The sequence below is a fragment of the Gemmatimonas aurantiaca T-27 genome, assembly GCF_000010305.1.
Classification (GTDB): Bacteria; Gemmatimonadota; Gemmatimonadetes; order Gemmatimonadales; family Gemmatimonadaceae; genus Gemmatimonas; species Gemmatimonas aurantiaca.
Genome location: NC_012489.1, coordinates 2,566,258 through 2,581,100 on the forward strand (window position 1 = coordinate 2,566,258; position 14,843 = coordinate 2,581,100).

The window sequence follows — 14,843 nt, forward strand, 5'->3', positions numbered from 1 at the left end:
CGATGACGGTTGCCCGACGACTATGGGTGGTACTGGGGGTGAATGTTGCCCTGCTCGGCGCGGTGGAGCTCTATCACCTTCGCGCCCTGCACCGCGTGGTCCGCACGACGGAACGGCTGACCGATGTGTCCACCAGGGTGGTCCTGGCTCAGGCACGGCAGAACGAGCGCATTGTGTCGCTCGATGAATCGCTGGCCAAATATGCCGTGACACGTGATCGCGGATACCTGACCAAGTCCGCAACCGTGCGCGCGGAGTTTTCGCAGGAGTTGGACAACCTGCTGGCGCTGCCGGTGAACGGTATGGAACGGCAGGCGCTGAGGGATGTCGCACATGCCTGGCAGCAGGTCAACGACATCGCAGCCCGTCCGGCACTGCAGGCGCCCGGCCGATCAGCGGCCGCGCAGAACGCCATGGATCTGCAGCGGGCGCTGGATTCCCTGCGATTGGCTGGGGAAGCACTGGGTGACGCTTCGCAACGGGCCATGCGTGAAGGAGCCTTCGCATCACGCGCCGTGGCCGACACGGCCGAGCGCGTATCCTGGATTGCCGCGGCCGGCGCGTTGCTGGTGGCCTTGATATCAGGGCTGGCACTCCGTCGCTCCATCACCAAGCCGCTGCGGGCCCTCAGCGCCGGCACACAGTCGGTGGCCCAGGGTCAGTTCGATCATCGTCTCCAACTCGAGTGGAGTGATGAATTCCGGCAGGTCGCCGGGGCCTTCAATACGATGACGGCGCGGCTCGGTGAACTGGATCGCATGAAGCGGGAGTTCGTGTCGAATGTCTCGCACGATCTCAAGTCTCCACTCGCGTCGCTGCGCGAAACCACCTCCCTGCTGCTGGACGAAGTCCCGGGTCCTCTCCGTGACTCTCAACGGCGCGTGCTGCTGCTCCAGCGCGAAAGCGCCGACCGACTGGGCGTGATGATCGCCAAGCTGTTGGATTTGTCACGCATCGAAGCCGGATTGCCACTGCAATACGAATCCATCGCGGTGCAGTCGTTCATGGAGAATGCGGTGCAACATGCCCAGGCCTCAGGGCATGAGCGCGGTATACGCATACAGCTCCTTCGAAACGTCGCCGCGTCGGTGGTGCTGGTGGCCGATGCCGATCGTGTCCGTCAACTGGTGGACAATCTGCTGGAGAATGCCGTGAAGTTCTCGCCCCGCAGTGACGTGGTATCGGTGGATCTGGCAACCCACGGGTCGACGCTGATGCTGTCGGTGGCGGATCGTGGGCCCGGTGTAGAGCGGGAGGATGCCGAGCGCGTCTTCGATCGGTTCTATCAAACAGCGGCCGGTCGCGCCGTGAGCGGCCGTGGCACGGGATTGGGACTGACCATTTGCCGCGAGGTCGTGCATGCGCACGGAGGACACATTGCCGTTTTGGCACGAGATGGCGGTGGAAGCGTGTTCGTGGTAAAGCTGCCTGGCCTTTCATCGACCGTCGTTGCGCCGCACGGCGAGGCGGCCGCATGACCGCGTCCCATCGCACGCGTCTTGCACTCTTCGCGACGTTGTTCGTTACGTCGGGATGCGCCCGCAGTGTCTTTCAGCAGCAAGTGCGGGCCGGTCAATGGCAGTTGGCGGCCAGCACTTTCCGCAATGATTCGCTGTTGTTGCGTGACAGCGAGGCCGTCAGGCGAGTGGCGCGTATTCATGCGATGCCCGACAGTGCCACATGGGATCCGGAACGCGCGCTGGAGCTGCTGCGTGTGTCGAGGATCTACATGACTCCCGAGAAAGTGCCAGAAGGAGACGTTCGGCTGGAGCGACTGCTGCAGCTCATCGTGCAGGAGCGAACGGCACATCGCACCATCCGTGAGGCGCTCCAAGATTCCGTCAGGCGGCAGGAAGGTGTACTGGAGGAGCTTCGTCGCGAGCACGATCGCCTGCGTGCGACGAGTTCAGCCTCGGACAGTGAGCGCGTGCTGCTGCAGCGATTGGTTGGCCGTCTCGAAGCCGACCTGCGAGATCGGGAGATGCAGTTGGCCACATTGCGCACGGAGCTCGAGCGCCTCAAAGCGATCGACCTGTCGCGACCGCCACGACCAACGCCAATGATCGAGCCGCAACGCGAACGTGGCGCCACTCCGCCGGGGCGCTGAACCAGCGCTCCAACGAAGTTGACGCCACGGGCCTCACACGAGGGTGGTACGGACGTGCCCAAGGCACGTCCGACGCCCTCGTCACTCCGCTGGAGTGACCTTGACTTCACCAGCACAACTGGTCGCGCCACCGGTGAGCGTCAGTGCCCACGCGCCAGCCGCCGCACCACTCGCATCCACCTTCAGGGTGAAGTTCTTGTTGTCAGCACCCTTGGTCACGGAGCTCACCTTGATGTTGCTCTCGCGCGCGATGTCTGCCTTGGGCTGTTCCGTCAGCTCCTCAGAGAGCGTCACGTTCACTTCCTGCTCGCCCGGGCGCACCGCAAGCGCTTGGGAAACGGTCGCCGAGCATGCCGCTCCGAACGGCGGCACCGGCGCGGGCTTGGCGCCGACGGCAGAACTCGTGAGCACCACCGCCGCAATGGAGAGTCCAGCGAATCCAGCAGAGAGTCGGTTCGTCATATGGCCTCCTGGCACAAAAGAACTTTGGTAGGAATGCTGGCATGACGGTTATCGTCTTCCAGTCGACTCCTTACAAAGCAACCCGCGTGCCAGAAGCCTTTGGGCAGGCAATCCATTCAGAGCAAAGCACTTACCACCGTTCTCGAGAGATCCGCCGCGCACAGCGAATCGGGGAATCAGGGAATTTTTCCCTGCGCGCGACGGCACTCTCGAGGGGAATTTTCGAATGGCCTCTACCGCACGTGTTGGCGGAAAAAGGCCACGGTGCGCTCCCAGGCGAGCTTGGCGGCGGCCGCGTCATATCGCGGCGTGGTGTCGTTGTTGAAGCCGTGCTGCGTACCGGGATAGAGGTGGCGCTCATAGGCAACGTTGGCTGCCTTGAGCGCCGTCTCGAAGTCCGGCCAACTCGCGTTGATGCGCGGATCGTTCTCGGCGGACTGAATCATGAGCGGTGCCTTGATCTTCGGCACATCGGCGAGATTCGCCGACGATCCATAGAACGGCACGCCAGCCGAGAGGTCCGTGCCTAGTTGGGTGGCAAGAAAGTTGACCATGCCGCCGCCGTAGCAGAAACCGACGGCGCCGATCTTCCCACTGCATTCGGGGCGATTCTTGAGGAAACGCGACGCGGCGATGAAGTCCTGTTGGGTCTTTGGCTGTTCGAGTTTGGGGAAGAGTTCGCGAGCCTTCTCTTCGTCACCGGGATAGCCGCCCAACGGAAACAAGGCGTCCGGGGCAAGCGCCACGAATCCGTCTACCGCAAGGCGACGGGCAATGTCTTCGATGTGTGGATTGAGCCCGCGGTTTTCATGGATGACGAGCACACCCGGCATCTTGCCCGAACGTCCTGTGGGGCGCGCGAGATACCCGCGCGCGGTGCCATAACCATTGGGCGACGGGAATTCGATGTAGTCCTGTTCGATGCGCGTATCGTCAGGCTTGATGACCTGTGCCTCGAGAAACTTCGGGCTCAGTTGATCGAGCAGCATCGCGGCGGTGACGCCACCGACCGCGTATTTCGCCGCCTTGTCGAGGAAGGTGCGGCGGTCGATACCGCCGTGCACATACGCATCGAACAGGATGAGCAGTTCCTGATCGAAATCATGCGCGTTCTTACGTTCCATAGGGGCACCTGCGAAGGCACGGGGGAAGGGGCGGATCTCGGTAACCGTCACAAGCGGAGCAAATGTACCGCCATGCCTCGGGGGAGGAAGACGGTCGCCGGACCCTCGTCATGCTGGCAGTTCCCCCGCTGGGCACTAGCTTCCAGGGTATGCCAAAGTCCCGGATCCTGTTTGTCGTCACCGGATCGATCGCTGCGTTCAAAGCGGCGCAGGTCGTCTCCCGACTCGTGCAAAACGGCAACGAGGTGCGCGTGGTGGCCACTCCCGCGGCCCTGCAGTTCGTCGGCGCGGCCACCTTCGAGGGCCTCACCGGGCACCCGGTTCTCTCGGATCTATGGGAACATGGGCGGGCCATGGATCACATCCACCTGAGCCGCTGGTGTGATTTTGGTGTGATCTGTCCCGCCACGGCCAACACCATTGCGCACATGGCGCACGGATTGGCCGAAGATCTGGTGGGCGCGCTCACGCTGGCCTGGCCGCGCGAGAAGGCCTTGCACGTGTTCCCGGCCATGAACCGCGAGATGATCAGTCATCCGGCCACCGTGGAGAACATGGCCAAAGCCACGCGGGCGGGGGTGATCATGCATCCCAGCAGCGGGGGCAATCTGGCCTGCGGTGAAGTGGGTGAAGGACGACTGCTCGAGCCTGACGACATCGTCGCGCGGGTTACACCACAGCGACTCGGACGCATCCTGATCACCGCAGGTGCCACTCGCGAACCGATCGATGGCATCCGCTTCGTGACCAATGTGAGCACCGGTCGCACCGGCGCGACGATTGCCGACCGTCTGGCCGCCAAGGGATGGCAGGTGACCTTCGTGCACGGGCAAGGCTCGGCACTGCCCAACGCCTCCATCGCGCGTGTCCCGTACGGTTCGTTTGCGGATCTCGACGCGACCCTGCAGCGTGAACTTGCGGCGCAGCGCTACGATGGCGTCATCCATGCCGCGGCGGTCAGCGATTACTCCGTTGACTCGGTGAATGGGGGAACAGCCGATGGCAACGTGAAGCTTCGCAGCGGGGATACGCTCGACCTGCGTTTCAAGTCGAACTTCAAGATCCTGCCCCGCCTCAAACAGTATTCGGCCAATGCAGATGTGCAGGTGATCGGCTTCAAGCTGACACTCAATCAGACCGAGGACGGCACGGCCGAAATCGCACGGGGATTGCTGGGCCAGGCGGTGGACGCCGTGGTGGCCAACGATTGGTCACGCATCGACGGCGCCGCGCACCCGGGCCAGTTGGTATCGCAGACCGGCAGCGCTTCGTTCGCCAACGTGGCCGAACTGAGTGAACTGCTGCACGGCCGCCTGCAGGCCGCCCGCCCGCGCCAAACAGGCATCGGCGCGGTAGCTGGAGCAGCGGACTTTTAATCCGTAGGCCCATCATGGTGCTGGCGAGCCAAATCGCGACCGCGTTCGTTGCGCTGATCCATCTCTACATCCTCGTGCTGGAGATGTTTCTCTGGACCACACCGCGAGGCCGGAAGGCATTCGGGTTGACGCCGGAATTCGCCGAGGCCACCAAGGTGCTGGCCGCCAATCAAGGTCTGTACAATGGATTTCTGTGCGCCGGCCTGGTCTGGGGGCTCAGTCTCGGTGCTTCTGGCCGGATGGTCACGGTCTTTTTCCTTGGCTGTGTGACGGTGGCGGGGCTCTATGGTGCCTTTACCGCCAATCGGAAAATCCTGTACGTGCAGGCGGTCCCAGCCATCGTGGCGCTGCTCCTGGTCCTCACCGCTCGCTGACGACTCGTCACAGACCAGCTCGTTGGAATCTTCGGCTGCCCAGGGACGGCCCCGAAGTCATATTGCACTCCATTGCTGAAGTCGCGCTGTGTGGAAGGCTGGCGCAGCGCCCCACAAAGTTCTCTCCATACCCTGTATGACCGCCCCCATTATTCCCGCATTGGCGGGGCCCACATCCCGCCGAAGGGATCGTACGCGTGCCCTCGCCTGCGGTGTGCTGTTCGGCGCTGCGACGCTGGGCCTCGCCGCCTGTGACGAAGCCGTGGCGCCATCTGGCAAGTCCGCCGATGTCGCCATTCGTGTGTATGTGGACCGCGACAACTCCGGTGATTTCTCCGCCGCAGACAGTGGCCTGGCCGGCGTAGCGCTCTCCCTGGCGCCAGTGGAAGCCGCCAGTGGATCGGCCGCCTCGGCCACGTCGGTAGCCGGCGGACTCGCCACGTTTCCGCAGGTTGCGCCCGGTTCTTACACGGTGACGCTGCCCACCACTGCTCCCGCGGGTGCCGTGCTTGCCACCACCACCGTGCCGCGTGTGGTGATCAGTGCCACGGGTCAGGTGCGGGCCGATGACGTCCGCTACGGATGGCTGCCTGCCACCGTGAGTGGCCGCATCTTCCGCGACGACGACGGCAATGGTGCGTTCAATACGGGCGACACACCGGGTGACGGGTTGTACGTGGTGCTGCGACGTGGCACTACGCGTGTGGATTCGCTCCTGGCCGATGCGCAGGGGCTGTACGCGTTCCGCTTCCTCGCCCCGGGTGCGTACACGGTGGCACTCGAGAATCCGGCCACCATTACCTACGCGGACGGCGCGACACGCACGGTGACTGTTGCTGCCGGCGCGACCGGTACGGTGAACGGGATCTTCACCGGCGCCCTCATTGTACCGATCGCCGACGCGCGTGCCCGCGCTGTGGGTACATCGGTCGCGGTAGTGGGCAATCTGGTGGTGCGCCCAGGGCCGTTTGCCTCTGGCGCGAATTCGGAGATCTGGGTGCAGGACGCGACGGGTGGCATTGCGGCCTTCTCGGTGCCCAACGCCGACAGTGCGCAGTACCGTCTCGGCGATCGTCTCGAAATCACGGGCGTGCGCAGTGTGTTCAGCGCCCAGTCGCAGATCACCATCTCGCGTATTCGCAACCTCGGCGCGGGTACACAGGTCGTGCCGGCCGCGCAGAGCGCCGCACAGGCCAATGCACTCACACGAGATGGCCAGTTGGTGCGCGTTCCGAATCTCACCGTCGTGTCCATCCCGACGGGCACTGGCGCAGCCTTCACGGTGCTGGCCACCGATGCGGCAGGAGACACGCTGCAACTGCGCATCGCCGGTGTGGCCACAGGCCTTTCCCGTGCCAGCTTCACGGTCGGGAACCGGTACAACGTGACGGGCGTGCTCACACGCTTCAACGCCATCGCACAGCTCAAGATCCGCGATGTGGGTGATCTCGAGCTTGGTGCCGCCATCACCCCCATCGGCACCGTGCGTGCTTCCGGTGCGAACGGCACCAACTACACCGTGGCCGGTCGCATCACGGCGCCGCCAGGTGCCTTCACCAGCGGCACGAACAACATCAACTCCGAGATCTGGGTGCAGGACGCCACTGGCGGGATCGCGGTGTTCAGCGTCCCGACCGCCGACAGCGCCACGCTCAAGCTGGGCAACACGGTGGAAGTGACCGGCAGCCGCAGTCTGTTCAGCGCCCAGTTGCAACTGGGCACGCCGACCATCGCTCGCACGGGCAATGGCTCGGTGATCGCACCGGTGACGGTGACCGGCACGGAAGCCGCGTCGTTGGCCCGTGACGGTCAGTTGATCCGCATGAGCGGCTTCACCGTCACCACCATCGCGACCGGTACGGCCACCGCGTTCACCGTGACCGGTACCGTCAGCGGCGTGTCCATGCAGGTGCGTGTGGGTGGTCCGCTGCAGGGACTCACCCGCGCCAACTTCACCGTCGGATCCACGTACACCGTGACCGGCATTCTCACGCAGTTCAACGGCACCGCGCAGATCAAGCCGCGCTTCGCGAGTGACGTGACGCCATGAGCCTTTCCATGAACTTTCGAACGTTTTTCACGACGCGGCGCTCGGTGAGCGTGTTGACGCTGCTCGCGGGCGCCATGGGTATGGGCGCCTGCATCGATGATCCGGAGCCGGTGACCGCTATCGAAGCCACCGGTAAGGTGTCGGGCATCCTGTTCTTCGATCGCGACAACAACAACGTCTACACGCCAACGGCCGGTGATTCGGCGATGAACGGCGTCACGGTGCGTCTGCTCGATCGCGGCACGACGCGCGTTGTCGGATCGGGTACGACGGGGGCCAATGGCCGCTATGAGATCAGCGTGCCCGTCGGCACACACGATCTGGACGTGGTGCGCAGCGCCGAGATGATTGCCAGCAACTTCATCTGGTGTGGCGCAGCGCCAAGTGTGTACCGCAACGAAGCCACGTTCGTGCAAACGCCGCTCAAGTTCGGCTGCGTGGTGCGCATCAGCGCCGCAAAGCTCGTGGCAACCGGTGCGAGTGTGACCATCGCCGGCGTCGTGACCGCGCAACCGGGCCGCTACCGTACGGCCAACGACAACCTCTACATGCAGGATCTCACCGGTGGCATCCAGGTGTTCGGCGTGCCGGCAGCGCTGGCGCTTCAGGAAGGCGACAGCATCGAGGTCACGGGCGTAATGGCGGTGTTCAACACCCAGTTGCAGATCACGTCGCCGCGTGTGGCACCGAACATCAAGCGCGGCGCCGAGATCCCTGATCCGCTTCTGCTCACGACGGCCCAACTCGCGGCGACCACGAACGGACTGGCGCCGAATGTGGGTCGACTGGTCCGCGTGCGTCGTGTCACCGTGGGCACGTTTGCCAGCGGCAACGCCCCCTTTGATGATGGCAGTGGAGCTGCACAGGTCCGCCTCGATGGCAATGCGGCCACCACGATCGGCACGACGCGCTTCGTGACGGGTCGCTGCTACGACATCACCGGTATTGTCGGATTCTTCAACAATGCGACGCAGCTCCAGCCGCGTGGCCCGCTTGACGTGACGGAGGTCTCGTGCTCGTAAATCTCCCCCGTACCACGCTGCTCGGTGCACTCGCACTGAGCGTGTTGGCACCGGCTGTCCCTGCTCTGTCCTATGCGCACGGGGGGCTGTCGACACCGATGCTGCTGGCGCAGGAAACGACCGGGTCCATCCGCGGCACCGTGACCGGCGCCGACAGCAAGCCACTCACGGGCGCCACCATCACGGCCACCAACACCGAAACGGGCCTGGTCCGCAATGCCGTGGCCGGTGAAGACGGGGCCTATGTCGTACGCCTGCTGCCGTCGGGCACATATCGTGTGACCGTGCGTCGTCTTGGCAGCCAACAGCAGGAAAAGACAGACATCCGGGTGAGCGTGGGCTCCACCACACCGGTCAACTTCTCGCTCGCCGACGCCGCGACACAGCTTGGTACCGTCCAGGTGCGCGGGGCGCAGCGCGTGGACGTGGCCGATGGCGGCGTGAAGCAGGCCGTCTCGCAGGAAGAAATCCAGAATCTCCCCACGCTGGGCCGTGATTTCACGGACTTCATCAATCTGTCCGGTCTGGTGAGCCCGACACCGGAAACCACCACCGGTGGCCAGTTCTCCATCGCGGGCGCCCGGCCGTCCCAGACCAACGTGCAGCTCGATGGTGTGGATGCCAACAACAGCTTCTTCGGTGAAAACCGTGGTGGCAGCCGCATTCCGTTCAACTTCTCGATCGAGTCGGTGAAGGAGTTCCAGATCATCACCAACGGCTTCGATGTGGAGTACGGCAACTATGCCGGCGGTATCATCAACATCATCTCCAAGGGCGGCACCAATCGCCGGAAGGCGACGGTGTACGGCAACTATCGCGGCGACGCGCTGACGGCGAAGAACTTCGATGGCACGGCCATCAACAACTTCAACGTCCAGCAGTACGCGTTCCAGGCAGAAGGACCGCTGGTGAAGGACAAGCTGTTCTGGCTGGTGTCGGTGGACGGTCAGCGTCGTCGTGAGCCGTATGTGCCCAACGGCCCCTCGGCGCTGCTCACGCAGGCCGGCAATCTCGAGGCACAGGCCAATGCGGCCGGCACACCCGCCGAGGCGGCGACACTGCGCAGCCAGGCACTGCGTGCACGGCAGACCGCCGATTCGCTGGGCCGGTTCTTCAATATCCTGAACAGCCGCTACGGCATCGACGATCCGGCGGGTTCGTACAACGAGTTTGCCACCCGCAATGACGTGTTGACCGTGTTCGCACGCATGGACTGGAACATCAACAACGCGCACCGTTTTTCGCTGCGCAATAGCTGGTCCAGCTACGACAACGCCAACGAGACGTTCGCCGGTACCGCGCTCGGCGGTCTCTCGCAGACGGAAGCGTTCAAGAACAGCAGCAACTCGCTGGTGGGTGAACTCAACAGCACGCTGGGCGATCGCACGGCCAATGTGCTGCGCTTCCAGTATTCGGCCGAGGAACGTCCGCGTGTGGGTGCCGACCTCAAGCCGCAACTGCGCGTGAACAATGTCATCCCCGGCACGGCCTACGCCTGGGGCGGCAACAACCTGGCGTTCCGCAACAACCTGGTCGAGGACAAGTTCCAGATCGTGAACAACACCACGATCGACCTGGGGCGCCACACGATCAAGTTCGGCACCAACAACATCATCACGCACTACGAGAACGACTTCTGGAACCAGGGCTCGGGCTTCTATACGTTCGACAACCTGGCCGCCCTCGAAGCGTTCCGACCGCTGCAGTACACGCGCAATGTGCGTTCGGACGGTCAGGTGCCGCGTGCCGTGTTCGACACCTACGAATACTCGGTGTACGCGCAGGACCAGATACGCCTCACGCCCCGCCTGCTGGCCACGCTCGGTGTGCGGTATGACCTCTCGCGTTTTGGTGATGCACCGGGTCGCGTGATCGACGCCGAGCGTGCCTTTGGCATCCAGACTGGCGTCGCGCCGATCGACAAGAACAACATCTCCCCGCGCCTCGCGCTGGCCTGGGATCGCAAGGGCGATGCGAGCGAAGTGTGGCGTGCTGGCGGCGGCCTGTTCTACGGCCGACTGCCAGCCGTCCTGGGTTCCAACGTGGGCATCACCGATGTGCCGCTGCAGAACCTCGCGTGCACCGGCAGCGCTGCGGATGGCGACGCCAACGCCCCGCCATCGGTGACGGGCTATCGGGACTGGGCAGCGAACGGTGACAACAATCCGTTCAACTGCGCCGGCTCAGCGGGTATCGGTGGCATTCCCGAGTACTCGTTCTGGACGCAGGGTTTCCAGATCCCCGAGACGTACCGCGGCAACGTTGGCTACGAGCGGGAACTGGGACGCAAGACGCGCTTTTCGGCAGACTACCTGTACCAGTTCACGTCGAACCTGTACACGGTGCGCAACACCAACCTGCGTGCGCCGTTGTTCTCACTGGCCAATGAAGGTGGCCGTCAGGTATACGTGCCGGCTGGCGCATTCCGTCCGAATGCCGCCGCGGGCAATGAACGTCTGCTCAACACCGACTTCGGCAACCTGTTCCAGAACTTCTACGACGGCCGCTCCCGGTCGCAGTCGGTCACGTTCAACCTCGATCATCGTTTCGCGCAGGAATCATCACTTCGCGCATCGTATACGTGGACCACGGCCGACGATAACGGATCGTTCTCGTGCTGCACGTCGTTTGCGGGGTGGAGTGAAACGCGTGTGGGTGCGGCTGGCCCGAATGACATCGGCGGCATCGGCGCGACGGACAAGGCATGGGGTCCCTCGGGCTTCGTGCGCAACCACACGGTGATCCTCTCCGGCTTCACGAAGCTGCCATTGGGCTTCCGCCTGAGCGGCATTTTCCGTATGCAGAGCGGCACGCCGTGGGGTCCTGAGCAAGGTGGTGATCTGAACGGCGACGGACTGACGTTCAACGATCGCCCGTTCATCTATGCCCCGGAGGACTTCCCGGTGGCGATCCCGACCAACGTGACGAGCACGGCGGCGCAGGCAGAGTATGTGGCCGCGCAGCGCGAGATCTATCGCGGCTATCTGAACGACAACAAGTGCGTGGGTGACTACGTTGGGCAGATCATCCCCCGCAACACCTGCCGTCAGCCGTGGTTCAACCGCCTGGACCTGTCGCTGCGCAATCGCATTCCCACGCGGGCCGGTCAGCACGCGGAGTTGTCGATCGACTTCTTCAACGTGCTCAATGGGCTCAACTCGAGCTGGGGCCGCTATCAGTCCGTGTCGGCCGCGCGGCGTAACCTGATGGTGCCGGTGTCGTACGACGCCTCAGGTCAGACGATCCGCTACAACCTGACCGACTTCTTCGGCGACAAGACACCACTCGGCACCAACCTACTGCTGCAGTTCAGCATGCAGGTGGGCATTCGCTACACCCTCTGATCTCGAGCGCAGCAGGTGAACAAGAAAGCGGGGCGCCAAAGACATGGCGCCCCGCTTTTTTGTCGTGCTCGCGCCGTCAACTGAGTGGTAGGGTGGGCAGCAAGTCGAGCAACTCGGGCCAGTCGATGAACGGATTCCGGTTGCCTTGTGCGCGTTGAATGGCATCATTGCGTCCGCGCTCCCAGGCATCCACGGCATCTTCACGTGCCCAGGCGATGAGCAGGTCGCGTTCCTGTGCGAAGTTGGTGAGGCTGAACCCACTGGGCCGGTCGGCTCCATAGCGGATGTAGAAGTAGAGCAACCCACGCGCGATGTCCCCGCGCACACTGGCTCGCGGTTCGAACACGATTTGTCCGCTGTTGCCACTCGCATAGCCGAGCCGGCTCATGTCTCCGCTGCCCGACACGGGCCCTGTCCACAGCACGGTGCCGCGTACGAGGCCAAACGGGTAGTTGGACCGCCGTTCATTGGCGGCCGAGTCGGAGCTGAAGAGATGGTGGAGGTCGCTCAGGGCGGGATCCACTTCGGCCCCGCGGCTACGGGGCCAGGTGTGCTCGGTGTTGATACTGTTCTGCGCCGCGGTGGCCCGTGTGGTCACGCCCACCGCTTGCCGGCCCGTGTAGAGATCAATGATCCACGGACGCGTGCCTCGATCCACAAAGGCATAGAGGGAGTCTCGTGCCGACGTGTAGCCCAGCGTGCGCTGCCCTCGCACCAGTTGCTGGATGCTGGTGAGCAGTGCGGCATCACAACGGCTCCTGGCGGGCGCGTAGTAGGACGCCTGCGCTGCGGGTGGTTCCGTACGGCAGGTGTTGGTTGGAGGCGGGGCGGTGCTCGTGCCACCACCGCCACAGGCAGCCAGGAGCGCGATCGCGAACGGTGTGGCCATCCGTGCGACGGCCCCCCGGGCACGTGGGCTGAACAAGTGCGTCATGCAAGAATGATGGCGGTGCGCTCGCGCGTCTGCCTATCCCGAGATGGTGATCTGCGACCGTCAGCGGGTGTTCTGCGTCGTGTCTCGAAGAGCGGGCGCCGCGCCACGCATCCAGTAGATAAGCAGGCGACACGACTCCGGCGCGAGCACGGGCCACGCCAGCGGCTTGTAGCGCGTGGGAATCTTTGCGGGCTCGTCGTAGTACTCGATGGCGACGACATCATTGGGCAGCCAGAGTTCGTCCGGATAGAACGTGACGCCATCGTCATCTGTGGCTTCAAGACGCGGCTGCCCGTTCCAGAGCTCCACCAGACAGCGACTGGGCTCCACGCCTGCCCGCAGGTCGTGGCCATACCGTCCGTTCCGGGGAATACGACGAATGCCCGGCATGCCATCGAGCATGTCGGCCCAATACTGCGGACGCATGCTGCGCAGCTCGCCGGCATCGCGGAAGTGCCCGATGCCGGCCCGACGCCGGCACTCGAATCCATCGAGACTGGTGATGGCACAGGTGTTCTGATCGACCACACGCACCGCGTCCAACACCTGCGGCAGACGTTCGAGCTGCATCCGAACGCGGGTCGTCCCCGTCGGTGGCACCACGATGACATCCACGCGCTGGCGATGTCCAACTAACCGCAGTGTGAGTGTGTACTGACCGCCCCGCAGACCGGGGAACAGGAAGCTGCCGGTTGGCGAGGAGGTGGTTCGGCGACCGCCGGGCTCCAGCAACACCGTCACGTTCGGCAGTGGGCGTCCTGTCGAATCGGAGATCGTGCCCTGCACGGCCGCCCCTTGTCCAGTCTCAGCGTTCGCCTGCGCGATGGCCGTGAACGTCCACATCAGCATGACGGTGGCCAGCAGACGGATCGGGAGGCACATAGTCAAAGGTGCCCCCAACTCGTGTGCCAGGCCAGCGAACTCGGCCTGGCACACCAGCAGCCCGCATCTGCTGCTGGACAGGGCTGGCATGCGTGCAGCATGATGGGCCTGTCGCGCAGTCCAATTCTTCTGCGCCTTCCGCCACCCGATCCGGCCCCCCTCCCGTGCAGACACGTCACGGCTTCACGCTGCTGAGCCTTCAGGAATTCGAGCACTGGCTCACGCAGCAACGCGTGGGTCGTACCGTGCTCACGCTGCAGCAACACCACACCTGGTCGCCCAGCTATCGGCAGTTCAGCGGCGCGAATCACTTTGAACTGCAGCAGGGCATGAAGTACCACCATGTCACCAACAATGGTTGGGCCGACATCGGGCAGCACTTTACCAGCTTCCCCGACGGCTCCATCATGACCGGCCGATCGCTCGAACTGGTGCCGGCGTGCATCAAGGGGCAAAACGCGCACGCCATCTGCATTGAGCACATCGGCAATTTCGACGCGGGCAGCGACACCATGTCTCCATCGCACCGTTCGGCGATCGTTGGCATGACGGCCAGCATCTGCCGCCGCTTCGCGATTCCGGTGAATACCGACCGTGTGGTCTATCATCACTGGTTCGATCTCGACACCGGGGCGCGCACCAACGGCACCGGCACCACCAAGACCTGCCCCGGCACCGCGTTCTTCGGCGGCAATACCGTGCAGCACGCGCAGAACAGTTTTCTGCCGCTCGTCCGTCAGCAACTTGGTGGCCAGCCGCCAGCCCCGCTTCCCTCCACGGTGCGCTATGGCGTCGTGAAAGCCGACACCTTGAACGTGCGCGCCGCACCGGCCGCCAATGCTGCGCGCAGCAACATCGTGCGGCTCGGCGCCATCCTGCGCATCCACGATGAGCGCGACGGCTGGTATCGCCTCTCGGCCACCAACGAGGAATGGGTGAGCACCCGGTACGTCCAACTGGTCGACCGTGCGACGGTCAATGCCGATGTGCTCAACGTGCGCAGCGGCCCGGGAACGCAGTTCGACAAACTCGCCGCACTCGCGCGCAGCCAGGAAGTGTTTGTCCATGAGCGACGCGACGGATGGTGTCGCATCGGACAGGAATCCCGCTGGGTCGCAGCGTCCCATCTCACATTCGCCTGACACGCAGGTCATTTCCCTCACTGGAG

12 protein-coding genes are annotated in these 14,843 nt (G+C 64.0%); 8 read left to right on the forward strand and 4 right to left on the reverse strand.

Annotation, left to right across the window (positions count from 1 at the left end):
• Positions 1–2: 2 nt before the first annotated feature.
• Positions 3–1,478: a sensor histidine kinase gene (locus GAU_RS20890; protein WP_012683680.1), complete on the forward strand. Its 1,476-nt coding sequence runs from the start codon at positions 3–5 to the stop codon at positions 1,476–1,478.
• Positions 1,475–2,107: a hypothetical protein gene (locus tag GAU_RS11290; protein ID WP_012683681.1), complete on the forward strand. Its 633-nt coding sequence runs from the start codon at positions 1,475–1,477 to the stop codon at positions 2,105–2,107. The genes GAU_RS20890 and GAU_RS11290 overlap by 4 nt, the downstream gene beginning before the upstream one ends.
• An 81-nt stretch (positions 2,108–2,188) precedes the next feature.
• Here GAU_RS11290 and GAU_RS11295 read toward each other — a convergent pair whose 3' ends face one another.
• Complete coding sequence (locus GAU_RS11295) at positions 2,189–2,569, reverse strand: hypothetical protein (protein WP_012683682.1); 381 nt, start codon at positions 2,567–2,569, stop codon at positions 2,189–2,191.
• Between the two features lie 233 nt (positions 2,570–2,802).
• Entirely contained in the window at positions 2,803–3,693 is an 891-nt protein-coding gene (locus GAU_RS11300; RefSeq protein ID WP_012683683.1) for a dienelactone hydrolase family protein, read from the reverse strand.
• A 149-nt stretch (positions 3,694–3,842) separates the two neighbouring features.
• Between GAU_RS11300 and coaBC the strand changes: the two genes are divergently transcribed.
• The 5 genes from coaBC (at position 3,843) to GAU_RS11325 (ending at position 11,859) form a co-directional block, all read left to right on the forward strand.
• The gene (coaBC, locus tag GAU_RS11305; protein WP_052574393.1) at positions 3,843–5,069 is read left to right on the forward strand and encodes a bifunctional phosphopantothenoylcysteine decarboxylase/phosphopantothenate--cysteine ligase CoaBC; all 1,227 of its coding nucleotides are present in this window, start codon (positions 3,843–3,845) and stop codon (positions 5,067–5,069) included.
• A 14-nt stretch (positions 5,070–5,083) separates the two neighbouring features.
• Entirely contained in the window at positions 5,084–5,443 is a 360-nt protein-coding gene (locus GAU_RS11310; protein WP_012683685.1) for a DUF1304 domain-containing protein, read from the forward strand.
• A 136-nt stretch (positions 5,444–5,579) separates the two neighbouring features.
• A complete protein-coding gene (locus tag GAU_RS20895; RefSeq protein WP_083765599.1) occupies positions 5,580–7,493 on the forward strand; it encodes an SdrD B-like domain-containing protein in 1,914 nt (637 codons plus the stop codon).
• 8 nt (positions 7,494–7,501) lie between these two features.
• The gene (locus GAU_RS11320) at positions 7,502–8,515 is read left to right on the forward strand and encodes a hypothetical protein (protein WP_041265473.1); all 1,014 of its coding nucleotides are present in this window, start codon (positions 7,502–7,504) and stop codon (positions 8,513–8,515) included.
• Entirely contained in the window at positions 8,506–11,859 is a 3,354-nt protein-coding gene (locus GAU_RS11325) for a TonB-dependent receptor (RefSeq protein ID WP_012683688.1), read from the forward strand. Before GAU_RS11320 ends, GAU_RS11325 begins: the two co-directional genes overlap by 10 nt.
• A gap of 76 nt (positions 11,860–11,935) precedes the next feature.
• On the opposite strand, the gene GAU_RS11330 is transcribed toward GAU_RS11325, so the two are convergent.
• Complete coding sequence (locus tag GAU_RS11330; RefSeq protein WP_012683689.1) at positions 11,936–12,793, reverse strand: endonuclease I family protein; 858 nt, start codon at positions 12,791–12,793, stop codon at positions 11,936–11,938.
• Positions 12,794–12,853: 60 nt separating this feature from the next.
• Positions 12,854–13,675: a carboxypeptidase-like regulatory domain-containing protein gene (locus GAU_RS11335; RefSeq protein WP_012683690.1), complete on the reverse strand. Its 822-nt coding sequence runs from the start codon at positions 13,673–13,675 to the stop codon at positions 12,854–12,856.
• A gap of 164 nt (positions 13,676–13,839) precedes the next feature.
• On the opposite strand from GAU_RS11335, the gene GAU_RS11340 reads away from it, so the two are divergent.
• A complete protein-coding gene (locus tag GAU_RS11340) occupies positions 13,840–14,817 on the forward strand; it encodes an SH3 domain-containing protein (protein WP_012683691.1) in 978 nt (325 codons plus the stop codon).
• The last annotated feature ends 26 nt before the right edge of the window (positions 14,818–14,843 follow it).